The sequence below is a fragment of the Actinacidiphila rubida genome (genome assembly GCF_900110255.1).
GTDB lineage: Bacteria > Actinomycetota > Actinomycetes > Streptomycetales > Streptomycetaceae > Actinacidiphila > Actinacidiphila rubida.
Genome location: NZ_FODD01000034.1, coordinates 62417 through 83167 on the forward strand (window position 1 = coordinate 62417; position 20751 = coordinate 83167).

At 74.2% G+C, this 20751-nt stretch carries 13 protein-coding genes and 1 pseudogene; 6 read left to right on the forward strand and 8 right to left on the reverse strand.

The window, feature by feature from the left end:
* Positions 1-26 precede the first annotated feature (26 nt).
* Positions 27-2105: a sigma-70 family RNA polymerase sigma factor gene (locus tag BMW99_RS28995; protein ID WP_075017851.1), complete on the forward strand. Its 2079-nt coding sequence runs from the start codon at positions 27-29 to the stop codon at positions 2103-2105.
* A gap of 35 nt (positions 2106-2140) precedes the next feature.
* On the opposite strand, the gene BMW99_RS29000 is transcribed toward BMW99_RS28995, so the two are convergent.
* From BMW99_RS29000 to BMW99_RS29025, 6 genes are all read right to left on the reverse strand, one after another.
* Entirely contained in the window at positions 2141-3271 is a 1131-nt protein-coding gene (locus tag BMW99_RS29000) for a winged helix DNA-binding domain-containing protein (protein WP_069464077.1), read from the reverse strand.
* Between the two features lie 56 nt (positions 3272-3327).
* Positions 3328-4551, reverse strand: a complete 1224-nt coding sequence (locus BMW99_RS29005; protein WP_079138498.1) for an XdhC family protein — start codon at positions 4549-4551, stop codon at positions 3328-3330.
* Positions 4552-4639: 88 nt separating this feature from the next.
* Entirely contained in the window at positions 4640-6106 is a 1467-nt protein-coding gene (locus BMW99_RS29010) for an NCS2 family permease (protein WP_069464078.1), read from the reverse strand.
* A 158-nt stretch (positions 6107-6264) separates the two neighbouring features.
* A complete protein-coding gene (locus tag BMW99_RS29015; protein WP_069464079.1) occupies positions 6265-8691 on the reverse strand; it encodes a xanthine dehydrogenase family protein molybdopterin-binding subunit in 2427 nt (808 codons plus the stop codon).
* A 4-nt stretch (positions 8692-8695) separates the two neighbouring features.
* Positions 8696-9172 (reverse strand): (2Fe-2S)-binding protein, encoded by a 477-nt coding sequence (locus tag BMW99_RS29020; RefSeq protein WP_069464080.1) that lies wholly within the window; start codon positions 9170-9172, stop codon positions 8696-8698.
* Positions 9163-10059 carry an FAD binding domain-containing protein gene (locus BMW99_RS29025; RefSeq protein WP_069464081.1) on the reverse strand — a complete coding sequence of 299 codons (897 nt, stop codon included), beginning with the start codon at positions 10057-10059 and terminating at the stop codon, positions 9163-9165. The genes BMW99_RS29020 and BMW99_RS29025 overlap by 10 nt, the downstream gene beginning before the upstream one ends.
* Positions 10060-10441: 382 nt before the next feature.
* Here BMW99_RS29025 and BMW99_RS29030 point away from each other — a divergent pair, with 382 nt between their 5' ends.
* Both BMW99_RS29030 and BMW99_RS29035 read left to right on the forward strand, forming a co-directional pair.
* A complete protein-coding gene (locus BMW99_RS29030; protein WP_069464082.1) occupies positions 10442-12217 on the forward strand; it encodes a PucR family transcriptional regulator in 1776 nt (591 codons plus the stop codon).
* Between the two features lie 158 nt (positions 12218-12375).
* Positions 12376-13125 carry a hypothetical protein gene (locus tag BMW99_RS29035; protein WP_079176220.1) on the forward strand — a complete coding sequence of 250 codons (750 nt, stop codon included), beginning with the start codon at positions 12376-12378 and terminating at the stop codon, positions 13123-13125.
* A 432-nt stretch (positions 13126-13557) separates the two neighbouring features.
* On the opposite strand, the pseudogene BMW99_RS29040 reads toward BMW99_RS29035, so the two are convergent.
* Positions 13558-14241 (reverse strand): annotated as a pseudogene (locus BMW99_RS29040) (GntR family transcriptional regulator); the annotation flags it as partial.
* Between the two features lie 74 nt (positions 14242-14315).
* On the opposite strand from BMW99_RS29040, the gene BMW99_RS29045 reads away from it, so the two are divergent.
* Complete coding sequence (locus BMW99_RS29045; RefSeq protein WP_069465609.1) at positions 14316-15113, forward strand: (2Fe-2S)-binding protein; 798 nt, start codon at positions 14316-14318, stop codon at positions 15111-15113.
* 180 nt (positions 15114-15293) lie between these two features.
* On the forward strand, positions 15294-16373 hold the full coding sequence (locus BMW99_RS29050) for a DUF2637 domain-containing protein (RefSeq protein ID WP_069465608.1): 1080 nt from the start codon (positions 15294-15296) through the stop codon (positions 16371-16373).
* 718 nt (positions 16374-17091) lie between these two features.
* Here the strand turns inward: BMW99_RS29050 and BMW99_RS29055 are convergent.
* Positions 17092-17616 (reverse strand): ATP-binding protein, encoded by a 525-nt coding sequence (locus BMW99_RS29055; protein WP_176735619.1) that lies wholly within the window; start codon positions 17614-17616, stop codon positions 17092-17094.
* A 297-nt stretch (positions 17617-17913) separates the two neighbouring features.
* Here BMW99_RS29055 and BMW99_RS29060 point away from each other — a divergent pair, with 297 nt between their 5' ends.
* Positions 17914-20739, forward strand: coding sequence for a fascin domain-containing protein (locus BMW99_RS29060; protein WP_069465883.1), 2826 nt, complete (start codon positions 17914-17916; stop codon positions 20737-20739).
* Positions 20740-20751 lie beyond the last annotated feature (12 nt).

Sequence of the window (20751 nt, forward strand, 5' to 3'; positions counted from 1 at the left end):
GGGCGGTGGACAGGAGAGGCGGGACGATGCGTGCAGGCGAGCGGACCGGGCCGGACCCCGCGCTGGTGACGGCCGCGCGGGCCGGCGACCCGGAGGCGCTGGACGCGCTGGTCGCCGAGTGCCTGCCGCTGGTCTACAACATCGTCGGCCGGGCGCTGGACGGCCACGACGACGTCGACGACGTGGTGCAGGAGACTCTGCTGCGCGTGGTGCGCGGCCTCGGCGACCTGCGCGACCCGGCCGCGTTCCGCTCGTGGCTGGTGGCGATCGCCGTGCGGCAGGTGCGCGACCGCGAGCAGGCGCGGGCCGCGGCCTGGCACCAGCAGACGGCCCTGGACGCGGCCGAGTTGATCGCCGACCCGGCGTCCGACTTCGCGGCGCTGACCATCCTGCGGCTCGGACTGACCGACCAGCGGCGGGAGATGGCCGAGGCGACCCGCTGGCTGGACGGCGACGACCGCACCCTGCTGGCGCTGTGGTGGCTGGAGGAGACCGGCGACATCGGGCGCTCCGAACTCGCGGCCGCGCTGGGCCTGTCCCGGCAGCACGCCGCGGTGCGGGTGCAGCGGATGAAGGAGCAACTGGAGACCTCCCGCACGGTGGTGCGGGCGCTCGGCGCATACGGCTCGGCCGAGGAGTGCGCCGGACTGCGGGAGCTGACCGCGGGCTGGGACGGTGTGCCGAGCCCGCTGTGGCGCAAGCGGTTCGCCCGCCATGTGCGCGGCTGCGGGACCTGCGGGCGGCACGGTTCCGTGCTGCTGCCGATGGACCGGCTGCTGAGCGGGTTGCCCCTGCTGCCCGTTCCGCCGTCGCTGGCCTCCCACCTCGCCGCCCGGCTCGCCCCACCGCACCCCGCGCCCGGCCCGCACGCCACCGCCTCGCACACCACCGGCTCGTCCACCACACCCCCGCACGCATCGGCCCCGCACGTGGGCGGCGGACACCCGCTGCCGCCCGCCCGGATACCCCCCACCCAGGCCGCGGTCCCTTCCGCGGCCCAGCGCACCGCTCCGCGGACCCGCCCCCCACGGCGGAGCGGTGCGCGCGGGGGAGCACACGGCGGGCCACGCTTCCGGGTGCCGCGCACGCCGCTCGGCGCACCCGCCACCGCGGTGGCGGCGGTCGGCGCCGTCACCGCCGGTGCCCTGCTGGCCGTCCACCTGACGGCCGGCTCCTCCTCCCCCGCGGCCGACGCGTCCCCCCGGCCCACGACGACGGCCGCGGTCACCGCGCCGCCGGCCTCGCCGCCGTCGCCGTCATCGCCGTCAACCTCTCCCGGCGCCGCGTCGCCGCCCTCCGCACCGACGCACCGCCCGGCGACGACACCCCCCACCGCCAAACCCGCCGTCCCGCCCAAGACCCCCGCGGCGCCCGCCTCCTCGGCCCGCAAGGGCGTGGGCGTCTGGGGGTTCGACGGGGTCGACACCGCGCTGGCCCGCTCCGGCGCGGGCTGGTACTACACGTGGTCCACGGCCCACGACGGCATCAGCGGACCGGGGTTCGTGCCGATGATCTGGGGCAGCGCGAGCGCCGACGCGGCCTCGCTCGCCCGCGCCCGGCAGGCCGGCCCCTACCTCCTCGGCTTCAACGAGCCCGACATGGCGGGCCAGGCGAACATGACCGTCGACCAGGCCCTCGCGCTGTGGCCCGCGCTGATGGCGAACGGCCGCGTCCTCGGCAGCCCCGCCGTCGCCTACGGCGGCGACACCCCGGGCGGCTGGCTGGACCGCTTCATGAGCGGCGCCGCGGCCAAGGGCTACCGCGTCGACTTCGTCGCACTCCACTGGTACGGCGGGGACTTCACCACTCCGGACGCGGTCGCGCAGCTCAGGTCGTACCTGGAGAGGGTCCACGACCGGTACCACAAGCCGGTGTGGCTCACGGAGTTCGCCCTGATCGACTTCTCGCACGGCACCCGGTTCCCCACCGACCGGCAGCAGGCCGCGTTCGTGACCGCGGCCACGGCGATGCTCGACTCGCTTCCCTGGGTGCAGCGTTACGCCTGGTTCGGACTGCCCGCGAAGGACGGGGCCGCGAGCAGCGGTCTGTTCCACAGCGGCGCCGTGCCGACGGAGGCCGGCCGCGCCTTCGAGTCCGCGCGGTAGCCGGGCCGGTCACACCCCCAGGGTGAACGCCCCTGCTACGCAGGCCGATCCGCGGGTCCGGTGAACCGCACGGCGTGCCCGGCACCCGGGTGGGCCGCCGCCAGCAGCCGCGTCCCCTCGGCCTCCAGCGCGTCACGGTCGCCGGGAGTGAGCGGCGCGAAGGGCGTCACGGCCAGGACGGCCCGGCCCTCGTCGCGGGCCTGCTTGTCGAACCGCCAGGTGCCGCCGACGAAGCCGTCGACCAGGATGGTGCCGCTCACCAGGCCGTTGACGGTGATCACCCGGGTCTTGTCGGCCGGGGCGAGGACGCGGGTGCGGTCGGCGTGCGAGAGCAGCAGGTTGTCGAAGTCGGCGACGAACCGCGCCGGGACGTCGGTCGCGGGGTCGGCGAGGCCGGCGTCGGGCAGGTCGTAGAGCACCCGGCCGTCCTCGGCGGAGTACGTCCGCAGGTCCAGGTCGGTGAAGGCACGCTTCAGGCCTGTGCGCCCGGACCACTTCTGCATGTCGGCGGGCGTGGCGGGGCCGAAGGCGGCGAGGTAGCGGCGCACCAGGTCCGGCACGTGCGGGCCGTCCGGCCCGCCGCCGGCGTCCCGGCCGAGCCAGGTGTCGAGCGGCGCGTAGCGGACGCCGCCGGACGCGCCCCACACGCCGCGTGGCGGGACCTGCACCAGCGGAACGTGCACCCGCAGGGCCTGTGCCAGGGACTCGGCGTCGGCGTCCGGCCATCGCGCGCCCAGCGCGGCGCGCAACTCCCCCGGTGTCATGGCCCGTTCGGCCAGCAGTGCCCGCCCGTACGCGGTCACGGCGGTCAGGTCGGCGCCGGCCAGGCCCGGCGCCCACGGCGAGCCGCGCAGGGCACGGTCCAGCACGGGCTGCGTCCACGGCCGCAGCAGCAGCGCGTCGTCGGCGGTCATCAGGTGCACGGTGCCGCGCATCGCGACCAGGCGGACGAGTTTCCGTTCGGTGAGCAGCGCGCCGGGTTCGGCGAAGTCGAAACCCTCGACGCGGGTCCACAGGCCCGCGTACGGCGACGTCGGCACCTGGGACTGGAGCCCCAGCATCCGGGCGACGGCCGTGTGGCTGCCGACCGCCTCCCGCCGCAGCAGCATCTGCCGCGCCAGTAGCGTCCGGTTGAGCGTGCGCAGGTCCAGCACTGGATTCCCCATGGCCTCAACTTAGGGTGCCTTGCGGACACCTTCGGTCCGCAACTCCGGTACGTGGATCAGCGGGCCGGCCGGCCCGCTCGCCGGGCGGCGGTGGCCTCCCGCGCGGGTGCGTCAGGCCGCGGGCGGCCCGAGGCAGCGTATCGGGGGCGTATCGGGGGCGGCGTGTGGTGGATGGGCGTGTGGGCACCGGTCAGGGGCGTGCCGGAGCCGCCGTAGCGGTGGGCGACGATCTCGGCGGCGATGGACAGCGCGGTCTCCTCGGGGGTGCGCGCGCCCAGGTCGAGGCCGATCGGCGAGTGCAGCCGGGACAGGTCGAGGTCCTTCAGGCCGGCGTCGCGCAGCTTGGCGAGGCGTTCGAGGTGGGTGCGGCGGGAGCCCATCGCGCCGACGTACGCCACGGGCAGCCGCAGCGCACGCTCCAGCAGCGGCACGTCGAACTTCGCGTCGTGAGTGAGGACGCAGACGGCCGTGCGGCCGTCCAGGCGCCCCGCGGTGGCCTCCGCGTCGAGGTAGCGGTGCGGCCAGTCCGCGACGACCTCGTCGGCCTCGGGGAAGCGGCGCGCGGTGGCGAACACGGGCCGCGCGTCGCAGACCGTCACGCGGTAGCCGAGGAAGCGTCCGGCCCGCACGAGCGCCGCCGCGAAGTCGATCGCGCCGAACACCAGCAGGCGTGGCCGCGGCACGCTCGACTCGACCAGCAGCGTCAGCGGCACCCCGCACCTGCTGCCGTCCGCGCCGATCGTCACGGTGCCGGTCCGTCCGGCGGCGAGCAGCGCGAGCGCCTCGCCGGCGGCGGTGCGGTCGCGTCCGGCGTCGCCGAGGGAGCCCTCGCGGCTGCCGTCACCGCGCACGAGCAGGGCGCGGCCGAGCAGGTCGGCCGGGCCCTCGGTGACACGGGCGACCGCCGCCGCCTCGCCCGAACGGGCCGCGCCGAGGGCGGCGGCCAGTTCGGGACGGGCGGCGGGGTCGATCCGCTGGACCAGGATGTCGATCTCGCCACCGCAGGTCAGGCCGACCGCGAAGGCGTCCTCGTCGGAGTAGCCGAAGTGTTCGAGGAGCGTGGCGGGGCCGTCGCCGGACAGCGCCCGCAGGCACAGGTCGTAGACGGCGCCCTCCACGCAGCCGCCGGACACGCTGCCGACGACGGCGCCCTCCCCGTCGACGGCGAGCGCCGCGCCGGGCTGCCGCGGCGCGCTGCCGCCGGTGGCGACGACGGTGGCCACGGCGAACGGCAGGCCGCGCTCGCACCAGCGGTGCAGCTCTTCCGCGATGTCCAGCATGGCGGCTCAACTCCTCGGGGTGCTCGGGTCCTTCGGTGCTCGGACCGGGGCGGTGCTCGGACCGGGGCGGTGCTCAAGCGGGGTCCCGCTACTTGACGCCGAGCCAGGCCTCGACGGGGTGCAGGGCGAAGTACACGGTGAACACGGCGGTCAGGATCCACATGAACACCCCGGGGTCGCGCCACCTGCCCTGCGCGGCCCTGATCGCGGTGTACGACACGACGCCCGCGCCGACGCCCGCGGTGATCGAGTACGTGAAGGGCATCAGTGCGACGGTCATGAACACCGGTACGGCCACCGCCCGGTCGGACCAGTCGACGTGCCGCGCGTTGCCCATCATCATGGCGCCGATCACCACCAGCGCGGCCGCCGCGACCTGGCCGGGCACGATCTGCGCCAGCGGGGTGAAGAACAGGCCGAGGGCGAACAGCAGGCCGGTGACGACGGACGACAGGCCGGTGCGGGAGCCCTCGCCGACGCCGGTCGCGGACTCGATGAACACGGTCTGCCCGGAGGCGCCGGCGACGCCCCCGACGGCCCCGCCCGCGCCGTCGATGAACAGCGCCTTGGACAGGCCCGGCATGCGGCCGCGCTCGTCGGCCAGGCCGGCCTCGGTGCCGACGCCGATGATGGTGGCCATCGCGTCGAAGAACCCGGCGAGCACCAGGGTGAAGACGATCACTCCGACGGTCATCCCGCCGATCGACCCCCATCCGCCGAACTCCACGTGCCCGAACAGCGAGAAGTCGGGCATGGAGACGGCACTGCCCTGCAGCTTCGGCGCGCTGCCGCCCCAGTCGGCCGCACTGAGGCCGCCGGCGGCGTTGACGACGACGGCCAGCACCGTGCCGGTGACGATGCCGATGAGGATGGCGCCGGGGACGTTGCGGGCCTGGAGCATGAAGATGAGCAGCAGGGTGACACAGAACAGCAGCACCGGCCAGCCCGCGAGCTGCCCGTCGACGCCGAGCGTGACGGGTGCGCTGCCGTGCGGGTCGCCCCTGCCGACGAAGCCGGCGTTGACGAGGCCGATCATGGCGATGAACAGGCCGATGCCGATGGTGATGCCGTGCTTGAGGGCCAGCGGTATCGCGTTCATGACGATCTCGCGGAGCCCGGTCACCACCAGCAGCACGATCACACCGCCGTAGATCACGCACATGCCCATGGCCTGCGGCCACGTCATGTGGGGCGCGACCTGGGTGGAGATGACGCCGGCGACGCTGAGCCCGGCGGCCAGGGCCAGCGGCACCTTCCCGACGAAGCCCATCAGCAGCGTGGACACAGCGGCGGCCAGGGCGGTCGCGGTGATCAGCGCCGCGTGCGGCAGCCGGTGGCCGTGGACGTCGGGGCCGGACAGCAGAAGCGGGTTGAGCAACAGGATGTAGCACATCGCCATGAAGGTCGTGACGCCGCCGCGGACCTCGCGGGGGATCGTCGATCCTCGGTCGGAGATGTGGAAGTACCGGTCGAGCCACGATCTGCCGGCGGGTACGCGCGAGCCGGAGCCCGCGTCCTCCGCCGCGGTGCGCGGCTCCACTGGTGTCTGGGTCATGGTGCCAACTCCCAAGGTTCACAGGGGCACCCGCACATCCGTGCGGGATTTGGGATGCTGCGTGGCATGCACGACCCGGGGGACGGCCCGAGACGAACGACTGCCGTACCGCCGTCCGGGGTGCGGCGTGCCTGGCGGCCGCGCCCCGGACGGAGTTCTCACGATCCGGTGAGGTGCTCCGGCCGGACCGGTGTCCTGTTCAGTTCCAGGCCGGTCGCCTGCCGGATGGCGGCGAGGACGGCGGGCGTGGCGGACAGGGTGGGTGCCTCGCCGACGCCGCGCAGCCCGTACGGGGCGTGCGCGTCGGCGAGTTCGAGGACGTCGACCGGGATGGTCGGCGTGTCGAGGATGGTGGGGATCAGGTAGTCGGTGAAGGACGGGTTGCGGACCTTCGCGGTCACCGGGTCGACGACGATCTCCTCCATCACCGCGACACCCAGGCCCTGGGTGGTGCCGCCCTGGATCTGGCCGACGACCGACAGCGGGTTGAGGGCCTTGCCGACGTCCTGCGCGCAGGCCAGTTCGACGACCTTCACCAGGCCCAGTTCGGTGTCGACCTCGACGACGGCGCGGTGCGCGGCGAACGAGTACTGCACGTGGCCGTTGCCCTGGCCGGTGCGCAGGTCGAACGCCTGCGTCGGCCGGTGCCGGAACTCCAGCTCCAGGTCCACGACTTCGCCGTCCAGGACGTCCGCGAGGTCGGCGAGCGCCTCGCCGCCGTCGGTGACGACCCTGCCGTTCTCCAGCAGGAGTTCGGCGGTGGCCCACGCCGGGTGGTAGGTGCCGAACCTGCGCCGGCCGATGTCCAGGACCTTCTCGCGGACCGCCTCGCAGGTGTTCTTCACCGCGCCGCCGGTCATATAGGTCTGCCGGGACGCGGAGGTGGAGCCGGCCGAGCCGACCTGCGTGTCCGCGGGCGCGATCGTCACCTGGGTGACGCCCAGTTCGGAACGGGCGATCTGGGCGTGGACGGTGACGCCGCCCTGCCCGACCTCGGCCATCGCGGTGTGCACGGTCGCGACGGCTTCGCCGCCCACGACCTCCATCCGCACGCGGGCGGTGGAGTAGTCGTCGAATCCCTCGGAGAAGCCGACGTTCTTGATGCCCACCGCGTAGCCGACGCCCCGCACGACGCCCTCGCCGTGCGTGGTGTTGGACAGGCCGCCGGGCAGCGCGCGCACGTCGGCGCCCTCGGTGGTCTCCCACTGCCGCTCGGGCGGCAGCGGCCGGGCCTTGACGCGGCGCAGCAGTTCGGCGACCGGTGCGGGCGAGTCGACGACCTGGCCGGTCGGCATGACCGTGCCCTGCTCCATGGCGTTGATCTGGCGGAACTCCACGGGGTCCATGCCGAGTTCGGCGGCGACCCTGTCCATCTGCGCCTCGTAGGCGAAGCACGCCTGCACCGCGCCGAAGCCGCGCATCGCCCCGCACGGCGGGTTGTTGGTGTAGAGCGCGATGGCCTCGATGTCCACGTCCTCGACGACGTACGGGCCGATGGACAGCGACGCGGCGTTGCCGACGACCGCGGGCGAGGCGGAGGCGTAGGCTCCGCCGTCCAGCACGATGCGGCACCTGACGTGCGTGAGCTTCCCGTCGCGGGTCGCGCCGTGCTCGTAGTGGAGTGTGGCGGGGTGCCGGTGGACGTGCCCGAAGAACGACTCGAAGCGGTTGTAGACGATCTTCACGGGCTTGCCGGTGCGCAGCGCCAGCAGGCAGCCGTGGATCTGCATCGACAGGTCCTCGCGGCCGCCGAAGGCGCCGCCGACACCGGACAGCGTCATCCGGACCTTCTTCTCCGGCAGGCCCAGCACGGGCGCGATCTGCCGCAGGTCGGAGTGCAGCCACTGGGTGGCGACGTACAGGTCGACGCCGCCGTCCTCGGCGGGCACCGCGAGCCCCGACTCGGGGCCGAGGAACGCCTGGTCCTGCATGCCGAAGACGTAGTCCCCGGTGACGACCACGTCGGCGCGCGCGGCGGCCGCGGCGGCGTCGCCGCGCACGATCGGCTGGCGGTGCACGATGTTGGGGTGCGGCACGTGTCCGCTGTGGTGGTCGTCGCGGCCCTCGTGGACGAGCACCGCGCCGGGCCCCGTCGCCGACGCCTCGTCGGTGACGACCGGCAGGTCCTCGTACTCCACGCGGATCTTGGCGGCGGCGCGCCGCGCGGTCTCCGGGTGGTCGGCGGCGACCAGTGCGACGGGCTCGCCGTGGTGGCGGACCTTGCCGTGGGCGAGGACCGGGGTGTCGCGGATCTCCAGCCCGTAGTGCTTCACCTCGGTCGGCAGGTCGTCGTACGTGAGGACCGCGTAGACGCCGGAGGTGGCCAGCGCCTCGGAGGTGTCGATGGAGGCGATCGTCGCGTGCGCCACGGTGCTGCGCAGGGTGTAGCCCCACAGCATGTCCTCGTGCCACAGGTCGGAGGAGTACGCGAACTCGCCGGTGACCTTGAGGATGCCGTCGGGGCGCAGCGTCGACTCGCCGATGCCGCCCTTCGTCAGGCCGCCGGTGCCCTGGGTGAGGCTGGTGGGGGTGCGTCCGGGGGCGACGGCCGCCGCGGGTTCCGTCCGGGTCTGGTGCGTGCTCATGTGCTCACACCGCCTCTCCGGTGCGGGCGGCCGCCAGGCGGACCGCGTCCAGGATCTTCTCGTAGCCGGTGCAGCGGCACAGGTTGCCGGACAGCGCCTCGCGGATGTCGCCGTCGGACGGTTCGGGGTTGCGCTCCAGCAACTCGTCGGCGGCGACCAGCAGTCCGGGCGTGCAGAAGCCGCACTGCACCGCGCCGGCGTCGACGAACGCCTGCTGCACGGTGGACAGCGTGCCGTCGTCGCCCGCCAGGCCCTCGACGGTGACGACGTCGCGGCCCTCGGCCTGGCCGGCCGCGACGAGGCACGAGCAGACGGGCACGCCGTCGAGGCGGACCGTGCACGAGCCGCACTCGCCCTGCTCGCAGGCGTTCTTGGAGCCCGGCAGGCCCAGCCGCTCGCGCAGCACGTACAGCAGGGACTCGCCCTCCCAGACGTCGTCGGCCGCCTGCTCGCGGCCGTTGACGGTGAAGGTCACGCGCATGGCTGGTTCCTCTCCTCCTGCTGCTCGCCGCGGTACTGCTCCCAGGTCCAGCCGAGGGTGCGGCGGGCCATCACGGCCAGCGCGTGCCTGCGGTAGGACGCGGTGCCGCGCACGTCGTCGATCGGGTTGGCGGCAGCGGCCACCAGGTCGGCGAACTGCCGTGCCACCGCGGGCGGTACGGGCTTGCCGTTGTCCCACAGGCCGCCCTCGTCCAGGGCCGCGGTCAGGAACTCCTCGGCGGCGGTGGCGCGGATCGGGGTGGGCGCGGCCGAGCCGATGCCGGTGCGCACGGTGCGGCGGTCGGGGTGCAGGGCGATGCCGAACGCGCACACCGCGATGACCATCGCGTTGCGGGTGCCGACCTTGGAGAACTGCTGCGGTCCGGTGGCCTTCCTGAGGTGCACCGCGCGGATCAGCTCGTCGGGCGCCAGCGCGTTGCGCTTGACCCCCAGGTAGAAGTCGTCGATCGGGATCATGCGGGTGCCGCGCACGGACACCGCCTCGACCTCGCCGCCGCCGGCCAGCAGCGCCGGGTGGGCGTCGCCGGCCGGCGAGGCGGTGCCGAGGTTGCCGCCGACTCCGCCGCGGTTGCGGATCTGCGGGGAGGCGACCGTGTGGGCGGCCAGCGCCAGCCCCGGCAGTTCGCGGCGCAGGTGCTCCATGATCCGGGTGTACGGCACGGAGGCGCCCAGCCTGACGATGTCGCCGGCGGTCTCCCACTCCGCGAGCTCGCCGACGCGGTTCAGGTCCAGCAGGTACGCGGGCCTGCGGTGGTCGAAGTTGATCTCGACCATCACGTCCGTGCCGCCCGCGATGGGCACGGCTGAGGGGTGCTCGGCCTTGGCGGCGAGCGCCTCCTGCCAGCTGGCGGGGCGCAGGAAGTCCATGGGGTCTCTTCTCGGTCTCTCTCGTCGGCCCGCCGGCGGGGTCCGGGGGTGCCGGGAGGCGCCCGGCGGGCGGGTGGAGCGTGTCTGCGAGGGGGTCAGCGAGGGGTATGGAGGATGTCTCCTGTGAGCCATTGACGCGGCGTGCGCCCAGTACACGACGGTGCGGCCGTCCGGGTGCAGTCACCGAACCCATGAAGCACTTGGCTGGCCAGGCCGCGGGTCTTGTAGATTCCTCCTAAAGGGCGGCACGGGAAACCTCGCCGTTTCCCACCGGCACCACCGGTGGCACGGCGGCCCGCCCGGCCGGCACCTGCCGGCCCACCTGCCCACCCTGCTCACCGCTCGCCCGCCGGCCCGGCGAGCACTCACGACGAGGACGACGATGCGGCTCCGCGCACTGCTGGACACCGAAGCTCTGGGCCTGCGCCTGCTCAGCGGCGCGGACGAGCTCGACCGGACGGTGCGCGGCGTGATGACCACCGACCTGCGGGACCCCAGCCGCTACCTCGGCGGCGGCGAGCTGGTGCTCACCGGCCTGGCCTGGCGGCACGGCCCCGCGGACTCCGAGCCGTTCGTCCGGATCATGGCCGCCGCGGGCGTCGCCGCGCTCGGGGCGGGCGAGGCGGAGCTCGGCGCCGTCCCCGACGACCTGGTCGCGGCCTGCGAGCGCCACCGGCTGCCGCTGTTCGCGGTGGACGAGACGGTGGCGTTCGCGACGATCACCGAGTACGTGGTCCGGCAGGTCTCCGGCGAACGGGCAGGCGACCTGGCGGCGGTGGTCGACCGGCACCGCAGGCTCATGTCGGCCGGACCGGCCGGCGGCGGCCCGGACGCCGTGCTCGATCTGCTCGGCAGCGACCTGGACCTGCGGGCGTGGGTGCTGTCGTCCACCGGCCGGGAGATCGGCGGCTCGGGAGAGCCGCTGCCCGTGGCCGTGCGCGCCGAGCTGGCCGGCGCCCAGCAGGCGGCGTCCCGGGCCGCCCGGCCGGGCCCGCACCGGGTGACCGTCCAGGGCGGCCGCGTCTTCTCCCTCTTCCCGGTCCGGGCCGGCGAGGGCCGCGGCGACATACGCGCGACCGTGCTGTCCGACTGGTTCCTGGCGGTGCAGGCCGACGCCGGCGAGTGGCCGGCCGAGCGCCTGGACCTGCTGCACGGGGTGACGCAGCTGATCGCCGTCGAGCGCGACCGCAGGGACGCGGCGCGCGCGGTCCGGCGGCGGCTGGCGTCGGAGGTCTTCGAGCTGGTGCAGGGCGGGGCGCCGCCCGCCGAGATCGGCGCGCGGCTGCGGGCGGCGGCGCCGGTGCTGATGCCGGGCGCGACCGGCGAGCCGCTGTGGCAGATCGTGGTGGCCCGCGTGGACTGGGCCGACGCGGACGTGCCGTCAGGCCCGGTGGCGCAGGCGCTGCTGGAGGAGGTGCTGGCCGACCCGTCGGCGGCGGGCCCCGAGGACGCCGACCGGATCGCGGTCGCGCACGGCGAGGACAAGGCGATGGCGCTGGTGCCGCTCGTGCCGCAGGTGCGGCGGGCGGACGACGGCGGGCCGTGGGAGCCGGACCGCGACGGCGGCGCGGACGTCGGTGGCGAGGGCCGGCCCGGCGCGGGACACGAACCCGGTGCCGGGTGGCGGGGCGAGCCGGAGCCCGCCGCACCGGGCGTCCCCGAACCGCTGGCCGCCGAGCGGCTGCAGCAGGCGCTGCGCGGGCCGCTGTCACGCGGCCTGGGCGAGGACGGGCGGCTGACGATCGGCGTGAGCGCGGCGGTCCACTCGCCGGAGGGCCTGCGCGGCGCCCTGGAGGAGGCCCGGCACGCCCGCCGGGTGGCCGCCGCACGCCCCGGCCGGGTGTGCGTGGCCGGCCACGAGGAGCTGGCCTCCCACGTGCTGCTGCTGCCGTTCGTCCCCGACGACGTGCGCCGCGCGTTCACCGCCCGCCTGCTCGACCCCCTGCGGGCCTACGACCGGCGGCACCGCGCCGAGCTGATCCCCACCCTCGAGGCCTTCCTGGAGTGCGACGGGTCGTGGACCCGCTGCGCGACGCGACTGCACCTGCACGTCAACACCCTGCGGTACCGGATCGGCCGCATCGAGCAGCTGACCGGCAGGGACCTGTCCCGCCTGGAGGACAAGCTCGACTTCTTCCTCGCCCTGCGGATGAGCTGACCGCCCGGCCCCGCCGGGCGGGGTGGTTTGTCCCTTCGTGAAAGTGATCCCTTTCACAAGAAGTGATCTCCGACCCCTTGGCGCGGGGCCCTCACGCGTGCTGGACTTCCGCCACTGTTTGCTCACGCGGGCTCGACGACGTGCTTGGGGGAGAAGCTGTGACAGACACCGCCGTGTCGGAATCTGTGGTCGGGGTGCCGGACGTGTGGCGGCTGCGGGCGCGCGGCTGCTGGGTGGAGGCGGCGGCGCTGCTCGCGCCGTTCTGCGACGACGACGCGGGGGCGGCGCTGCGCAGGGCGGAACTCCTGGTCGAGGGCTGCTTCTACCACGTCGACGGGTGGGCCGAGGCGGAGGACGCGCTGCGCTTGGCCGAGGCGCTCGCCTCGACGGACGAGGAGCGCGGGGCCGCGGCCTCCGAGCGGGGCCACCTCGCGTACGGCGCGACACTCTTCTCGGTCCGCGACCGGGCCGACGAGGCCCGGTCGGCGTTCGGCCGCAGCGCCGCGCTGCTGTCCCCGGCGTCGCCGGGACGGCCGCTGCTGGACTTCCGGCGGGGACTGGTCGCCGAGAACATCGCCGGGAACCCGACGGCGGCACGGGCCGCGTACCGGCGTGCCCACGCGGGGGCCGTGGCGCACGGCAACACCTTCCTGACGTCCTTCACCTGGCGGCACCTGGCCGGCCTCGCCGCCGCCGAGGGCGACCTCGCGGAGGCGCGTCACGGCTTCGCCGAGTCCCTGCGCATCCGCGTCTCCCTCGGCCACCTGGTCGGGACCGCGCCCGCGCTGCTGTCCCTCGCCGACGTCGAGTCCGACCCCGAGGCCGGGCAGCTGCGCGCCGAGGCCACCCGCCTGTACGCGCTGCTCAACGGCATCCCGGCCTGGCTGGCCCCCACCCTCGCACCCTGATCCCGCGGTCCCACACCCTCCCCGGCCGCACCGCGGCCGCCAGGGTCGGCATCCACCGGCACCAAACGGGGGGGCGTGCGTGCCGGGCGGCGCGGAATGGCCGAGCGCAGGGTTGGGCACCCGCCGGCCGCCGCGAGGCCGGTGCGGTCGGCCGGAGGACGAGCCCGCGCAGCGTCATGGCCACGAGGCAGGAGCGGGCGCGCCGGGGACACCGGGACAGGTGGGGCGTCGCGGCGCCGCCGGACCCTAGGGCGTGTCCGCACAGTCGCGTCGTCCGCCCGAAGGGCGGGGCCGGCGGCGTCTGGTGCGTGCGATCGCAAGGCGGAGGGTCGTCCGGGTCGTCCTCGTAGCGGGCCTCCTCGGACGAGCCCGACAACGCAGCGAGCGTGCGTGCCAGGCGTCGCCGGCCAGACGGGACTGTGCGGACACGCCCTAGGCCCAGGTGGAGCCGGAGAAGTGCTCGCGGGCGAGGGCCTCGACGGTCACGACGTCCCCGGCGATCAGCGCGTCGAGCAGCACCCGGTGCTCCGTCGCGTCGGCGAGCATCGCGCCCTGCCGGGGCGGCACCCGGGGCGCCTCGGCCAGCGGCCACTGCGCCCGCCGGTGGAGGTCGTCCGCGACGGCCACGAGCTGCACGTTGCCGGACAGTTCGAGCAGCGCCCGGTGGAACGCCCGGTCGGCCTCGGCGTACACGGACCGGTCGCCGCCCGCCGCCGCCGCGACCGTCGCCTCGGCCAGCGGGCGCAGCCCCTGCCAGCGCGACGACGGCAGCGTCCTGGCCAGCCCCAGCACGACCGGCACCTCCAGCAGCGCCCGGACCTCGGCGAGCTCCGCGAGGTCGCGCGCGCTGCGGGAGGCCACCCGGAAACCGCGGTTCGGCAGCACCTCGACCGCGCCCTCCTGCGCCAGCAGCTGCATCGCCTCGCGCACCGGCGTCGCCGAGACCCCGTAGCGGACGGCCAGCTCGGGACCGGAGTGCACGGATCCCGGCGCCAGCTGGCCGCCGAGGATCGCGGCGCGCAGCGCGTCCAGCACCTGGTCCCGTACCGACAGCCGTATCGGCGCGGCTCGCTCCAACGGGTCCTGCCCCTCCCGACCCCTCTCGGCCGAACGTCCGTGCCGCCCGTCACCCGGACGGCGTACTGCCGTTAGGTTAAACCCCGCCGGAGATCGCTAAGGTAAGCCTTACCATGCCAGCGACCTGCTCCTCCTCGTACGAGCGGCTGTCCGCGGCCTTCCCGGGGCTGCGCGTCACGGCCGGCCTGCCCCCGCGCGGAGGGGGCTGGGTGAGCGCCGCGGAGCTCGCCCGCGGCGGACCCGCACTGGCCGGGTTCATCGCGGGCGGCGCGGAGAGGATCGAGGGCGAGCACGGACGGGCGCCGCGCCCCGACGTCGCCGCCGGCCTCGCCCTGCACCGCTACCTGTGGCCGGCGTGCCTGCTCTTCACCGTGCCGTGGTTCCTGGACGGGCGGGTCCCCCGACTCCCCGTCGAGGACGTCGCGTTCCACCCGGAGTCGGGCCGGTTCGCGGTCCGGACACGGCAGTTGACGTGCCTGCCGGGAGACAGGGTGCACGGCGGGCCGGATGCTTCGGTGACCGTGGCCACGCCCGTCGCACTGCGCCACGCACTGCGCTCCGCCCTGGCCGAGCATCTCGGCCCGGTCCTGCGGGGGTTCGCCCCGCACCTCCGCCGCGGGCCGCGGGCACTGTGGCGCACGGCGACCGACGAGGTCGTCGAAGGGCTCTGGTACATCGCCCAGTTGCTCGGCGATGAGGAGCGCGCGGTGGCCGATCTCGGCGCGCTGCTGCCGAGCGGATCGCGCTTCCGCGCACCCGGCGCACAGGCGGCGCCGTGCGGGCCCGAGGGGCCGTCCCGCACCCGCCTCACCTGCTGCCTGTTCTACACCGTCAGCCCCTCCGGCACCTGTTCCGGATGCCCCCGCACCGCGGACGCCGTCCGAATCCGGCACCCGGCACGCGCCGTGTGATCGCGCACGCTACGATCTCGCTCAACTCAGCTGTTCTGGCACGACAGTTCGAGCACACACGTCCGTACGCGTGCTCTTGCGCCATAACGTCTGCACACATCCGCGCTCTTCGCAATGATGTCGGTCCTGAGCCGTCCCGCGGCCCGAGCGCGACGGAAGCGACACGAGGAAACCGCACACATGAGAATGACCGACATATCGCTGAACTGGACGATTTCGGGCGTCATCGGCCTGTTCGCGATCGCGGCCTGCGTCCTCGTGGTCCGCAACCGCCGCGGCTCCGGCGACACCACCGGGGACTCGTGGGAGCGCAGCGAGGAGCGCCGCCGCAAGAAGGAGGCGCTGTACGGCAGCGCCAGCTACGTCCTGCTGTTCTGCTGCGCCGCGGTGGCGGCCGCGCTCTCCTTCCACGGCCTGGTCGGCTTCGGCCAGGAGAACCTGGGCCTCAGCGGCGGCTGGGAGTACCTCGTCCCGTTCGGTCTCGACGGTGCCGCGATGTTCTGCTCGGTGCTCGCCGTGCGCGAGGCCAGCCACGGCGACGCGGCCCTCGGCTCGCGCATGCTGGTCTGGCTGTTCGCGGGCGCGGCCGCCTGGTTCAACTGGGTGCACGCGCCGCGCGGCATGGGCCACGCGGGAGCGCCCCAGTTCTTCGCCGGGATGTCGCTCTCGGCGGCCGTGCTGTTCGACCGCGCGCTCAAGCAGACCCGCCGGGCCGCCCTGCGCGAGCAGGGCCTCGTCCCGCGGCCGCTGCCGCAGATCCGCATGGTCCGCTGGCTCCGGGCGCCGCGCGAGACGTACGCGGCGTGGTCGCTGATGCTGCTCGAAGGTGTGCGTTCGCTCGACGAGGCGGTCGAGGAGGTCCGCGAGGACAAGCTGCAGCGCGAGCAGAACGCGATGCGTCGCCGCGACCACGAGCGCATGGAGCGCGCCAAGATCAAGGCGCTCACCCGCTCGCACCGCACCTGGCCGCGCGGCGGCGGCCGGGGCGGACGCCAGGTGGAACTGCCCGCCGCCAGTTCGGCGGGCGGCGGACAGACCGCGACGGAGCCTGCCATAGCGGCTGCGCCTGGGCTTCCCGTGCGTGAGCGGCCCGCGCTCCAGCCGGTCCGCGACGAGGCGGCGTCCGCCGCGGCCACCGCGGCCGGGGCCGCTTCCACTGGGTTCACCGTGGACCTCACGGCTGAGGACGACACGATGACGCTTCCCCGTCTGGACTCGCTGGAGCGCAAACTCGCCGAGATGGAGCGCCAGTTCGGCTGATCGCTCACGCGCGGTGAGGTGCGGTTTTTCCGCGCGCCCCTTCGGCATCCGGGGTGCCCCCGGGGCGCCGTGCCCGTCTGCTGCGCCGTCGTGGCTTGTCGCGCAGTTCCTCGCGCCCCTGGCGGTGCAGGTTCGTGGGTGGGGTCAGGGGCCACTCCGGGAGTGTCTCCTCGAACTGTGCGTGCACCGTTCGTCCATTGAGGACGCGGGTGGATGCACAGTTCTGCGGGGACACACCCGGATCGTCCCCTTCCGGCCGTCCCCGTCTGCGGGAGGGCGTTGGCTGTGTCCATGTCCCCCGCCGGACGGTGGGTAAGCGGGAGGGGGTGGGGAGGAAGTGCTCCCCGCAGAGAAATGTGCGCGGCCCCCGGGTGCGGAGGCGGACGTACCCGTATGCACATTTCCGAGGAGACGCTTCCGGAGCGCCCCCGACCCCACGGACAAAGGGCACGCATATCAGGGGCGCGGGGAACTGCGCGACAAGCCACGATGAGACCCGCAGACGGCAGCGCGCAGCGCGGGGCACCCCGGAAGCCGAAGGGGCGCGGGGAACTGCGCGACAAGCCACGACGGCGCGGCACACGCCGGAAAAAGCCCCGGGGGCACCCCGTTGGCGCGACAAGCCGAGACGGCGCAGCACACGCCGGAACAAGCCCCGGGGGCACCCGGTAGGCCCGCCCCGGGCGCACCACGAACCCCGAACCCGCCCCGGAGGGGCCTAGCGGGGGGCGAACCGTAGCTCGAACCAGACGACTTTGCCGCGGCCCCGGGAGTGGACGCCCCACGCGTCCGAGAGCGCCTCGACCAGCAGAAGGCCCCGCCCGGACGTCGCGTGGTCACCGCCCGGGGGACCCGGAGCCGGCTTGCGGGCGAGACCGTCGCTGACCTCTATGCGCAACAGGTTCCGCGGCCCGAACGAGAGCGTCGCGGTGAGCTCCGCGCCGCCGCCCGTGTGCTGGAGCGCGTTGGTGACGAGTTCGGTGGTGAGCAACTCCGCGGTGTCCGCGAGCGCGGGCACCCCCCACTGCCGCAGATTGTCCCGCAGCAGTCTGCGTGTCTCGGCCACGGCCGGAAGATCCGCCGTGCGGACCGAATGCCGTAACCGACGCCCCGTGGTGTCCGTGGGACTCCCCCGATCTGAGCGATCGTTTTCCCATTGGTCTAGGCATGCCCAGCCGGGGTGCGTCCAGTCATCCGCCGCGCATGATCGGACGGGTGAGCGCGGCCATGCGCCCTGCGGCACCGCGGTCCGCTCGGCCGGGGCCGCGTCCTCGTTCGGCGTGGACAGCGCGGTGGTCGGTTCCGGCGCCGCCCGCGGGGGCGCTCAAGGGACCGCCAACTCCCTGGATTCGTCCGATGTATGGCCACGTTTGACCCTTGACACCTCCCGCCCCTGCGGCCACTGTGTGCCGCACCCAGCCCGCGGGGCCGTGGGGGGGTTGGGCCCGTACGCGCACTCTGCCCCGGCCGTGTCCGTGCATCACCGAGCAGCTCGGGAGGAGCTGTGGTGACATCCCTCCACACGTTACGACGCACTCGATTGATCCGACCACCCGCCGTCGCGGCGGCAGCAGCAGCGCTGCTGTCGGCCGGGCTGCTGGTTCCGGTCGCCGCACCGCCCGCGGCGGCGGCCTCGGCCACCACCGCCTGGCAAAATGGCGCGTTCCACGTCGACGCCCCCAACGTGGTCCGCCGCTCCGACATCGTGCTCGGCAGTCCCAACGCCGCGGCCGCGCAGTCGCTGCCGCTCGGCAACGGCACCCTGGGCGTCGCGGCCTGGGCGGCCGGCGGCTTCACCGCCCAGCTGAACCGGGCGGACACCCTGCCAGGCCGCAAGTCGCCCGGCCAGGTGCAGATCCCGGGCCTGTCCGCGATGACCGGCGCCGCCGACTTCAAAGGCTCCCTGGACGTGTACACCGGGGTGCTGAACGAGTCGGGCGGGGGTATGACGCTCAAGGCGTGGGTGTCGGCCACCAAGGACGAGCTGATCGTCGACGTCACGGGAGCCGACCCGAACGCCCAGCAGAGCGCGACGGTCGGCCTGTGGTCGGGACGCGGTCCGCAGGCCGCCGCGTCGGGCGGCATCGGCACGCTGGCCGAGACGTGGGTCGACAACCAGGAGGCCGGCGCCTCCGGCCGGACCTTCGGCTCGCTCGCCGCGATCACCGCGGGCGGCCGCGGAGTCAGCGCGCAGGTCGTCAACTCCACGCAGGTGAAGGTGACGTTCACGCCCAACGCGGACGGCTCCTACCGGGTGGTCGCCGGCGCGCCGGCCTGGACCGGCGGCGACGCGGCCGGTACCGCCTCGAACCTGATCGGCCAGGACGCCGGAGCACCGGAGTCGTCGCTGCTGTCCTCGCAGCAGTCGTGGTGGGCCGGCTACTGGGCGAACTCCGGTGTCCTGGAGGCCAACTCCTCCGACGGCACGGCGCAGTACATGGAGACGCTGCGCACCCTCTACCTGTTCATGGAGGCCGCCTCGATGCGGGGCACGGTGCCCGGCAGCCAGGCGGGCGTCGCCGACATGTTCAACTTCGGCCAGGACCATCAGAACTGGACGCCGTCGGCGACATGGCTGTGGAACCTGCGGACGCAGATCTCCGCGAACATGAGCAGCGGCAACTTCGCCCTCAACATCCCGATCTTCGACCTCTACCAGAACAACCTCGCGGCCATCGAGACGTGGACCAAGCAGCAGATGGGCGGCCTGCCCGGCGCCTGCGTGCCCGAGGTCATGCGCTTCAACGGCAACGGCGGCGACCCGAACCCCGGCGCCAACGCCGCGTGCAGCAAGCCGGGCAGCCCCAACTGGAACGCACTGGACGTCACTTCGGGCGCCGAGATCAGCCTCTACGTCTGGCAGCAGTACCAGGACACCGGCGACCTGAACTTCCTGCGCACCTACTACCCGCTGATGAAGGACTCCGCGGTGTTCCTGCTGGCGTACCAGCAGGTCGGCTCGGACGGGAAGCTGCACGCGGTGGCGAACGCGCACGAGACGCAGTGGGCGGTGCAGGACCCGACCACCGACCTGGCGGCGGACGCGGCGCTCTTCCCGGCCGTCGTGCAGGCCGCGAGACTGCTCGGCTCGGACAGCGCACTGCAGTCCCAACTGACCACCGCGGAAGGCCAGATACCGCCGTGGGCCCGTACGGACTACGGCCGCACGCAGGTACTGGCGCCGTCCGCGGACGCGTCGGGGACCGACATCATCGCGTACTCGTACCAGCCGACCGCGCAGATCAGGAACAGCGAGAACATCGACCTCGAACCGGTGTGGCCGTACGACCTCGTCACCGACGACCCGGGCACGCTGCACGACCTGGCGGTGCGCAGCTACGACCACCGGGCGGTGACCGGCGGGAACGACTGGAGCATGGACGCGATCGACGCGGCCAGGCTCGGGCTCGCCGACCAGGTCGCGGCCAAGCTGGTGTCCATCACGCAGGGCCACCAGGTCTATGTCGACGGCCTCGCCGACCTCGGCGCGACCGTGGGCACCGAGGCGTACATCGAGCAGATCTCGGGTGTGGCGACGGCACTCGACGAGGCGCTCGTGCAGGACTACGACGGGCTGCTGCGGATCGCCCCGGCCTGGCCGGCCGGCTGGGACGCGAGCGGCACGGTGTCGGTGCAGGGCAACACCAAGGTCAGCGTGCAGGTGCAGAACGGCACGCCGGTGACGGTGGCGCTGCAGGCCGGTTCGGCCGGCACCCTGCGGGTGCGCAGTCCCTGGCCGGGGCGGTCGGTCCAGGTGGTCGACGGCTCATCGGGTGCGGTCGTGGTGCAGCCCACGTCGGCCGGCACCGTAAACGTTCCCGTCACGTCCGGCCGTTCGTACCTCGTGGAACCGGTCGACGCCCTGACGACGTCCCTGCCGTTCGCCCAGGTGTCCGGCAGCCCGGCGTCAACCGCCAAGCACCTGGGGAACGTTCAGATCGGCCTGGACGCCGGCGGCTCCTCGGGCGCCGCCCCGGTGATCTCGCTGCGCGCCCACGCCAACGGCGACTACGTGACGGCCGAGTCGGCCGGCGCGCAGCCGCTCATCGCCAACCGGACGGCGATCGGGCCGTGGGAGCAGTTCGACGAGGTCGACCAGGGCGGCGGCTGGATCGCCCTGCGCGCCCACGCCAACGGCAAGTTCGTCACGGCCGACAACGCGGGCGCCGCGCCCCTGCTCGCCAAGGTCGACGCGGTCGGCACCTGGGAGCAGTTCCAGATCGTCCACAACGGCGACGGCAGCATCAGCCTGCTCGCGCGCGTCGACAACGACTACGTGACGGCCGAGTCGGCCGGCGCGCAGCCGCTGATCGCCAACCGCACCGCCATCGGCCCCTGGGAGGAGTTCGACCTGATCACCGACTGAGCCCGCGGGGCG

Bases quoted from the DNA above. Each gene is read 5' to 3' on its own strand.
- BMW99_RS28995 (WP_075017851.1), top strand. From the start codon at position 27: ATGCGTGCAGGCGAGCGGACCGGGCCGGACCCCGCGCTGGTGACGGCC.
- BMW99_RS29000 (WP_069464077.1), bottom strand. From the start codon at position 3,271: ATGGGGAATCCAGTGCTGGACCTGCGCACGCTCAACCGGACGCTACTG.
- BMW99_RS29015 (WP_069464079.1), bottom strand. From the start codon at position 8,691: ATGAGCACGCACCAGACCCGGACGGAACCCGCGGCGGCCGTCGCCCCC.
- BMW99_RS29030 (WP_069464082.1), top strand. From the start codon at position 10,442: ATGCGGCTCCGCGCACTGCTGGACACCGAAGCTCTGGGCCTGCGCCTG.
- BMW99_RS29025 (WP_069464081.1), bottom strand. From the start codon at position 10,059: ATGGACTTCCTGCGCCCCGCCAGCTGGCAGGAGGCGCTCGCCGCCAAG.
- BMW99_RS29010 (WP_069464078.1), bottom strand. From the start codon at position 6,106: ATGACCCAGACACCAGTGGAGCCGCGCACCGCGGCGGAGGACGCGGGC.
- BMW99_RS29005 (WP_079138498.1), bottom strand. From the start codon at position 4,551: ATGCTGGACATCGCGGAAGAGCTGCACCGCTGGTGCGAGCGCGGCCTG.
- BMW99_RS29045 (WP_069465609.1), top strand. From the start codon at position 14,316: ATGCCAGCGACCTGCTCCTCCTCGTACGAGCGGCTGTCCGCGGCCTTC.
- BMW99_RS29050 (WP_069465608.1), top strand. From the start codon at position 15,294: ATGAGAATGACCGACATATCGCTGAACTGGACGATTTCGGGCGTCATC.
- BMW99_RS29020 (WP_069464080.1), bottom strand. From the start codon at position 9,172: ATGCGCGTGACCTTCACCGTCAACGGCCGCGAGCAGGCGGCCGACGAC.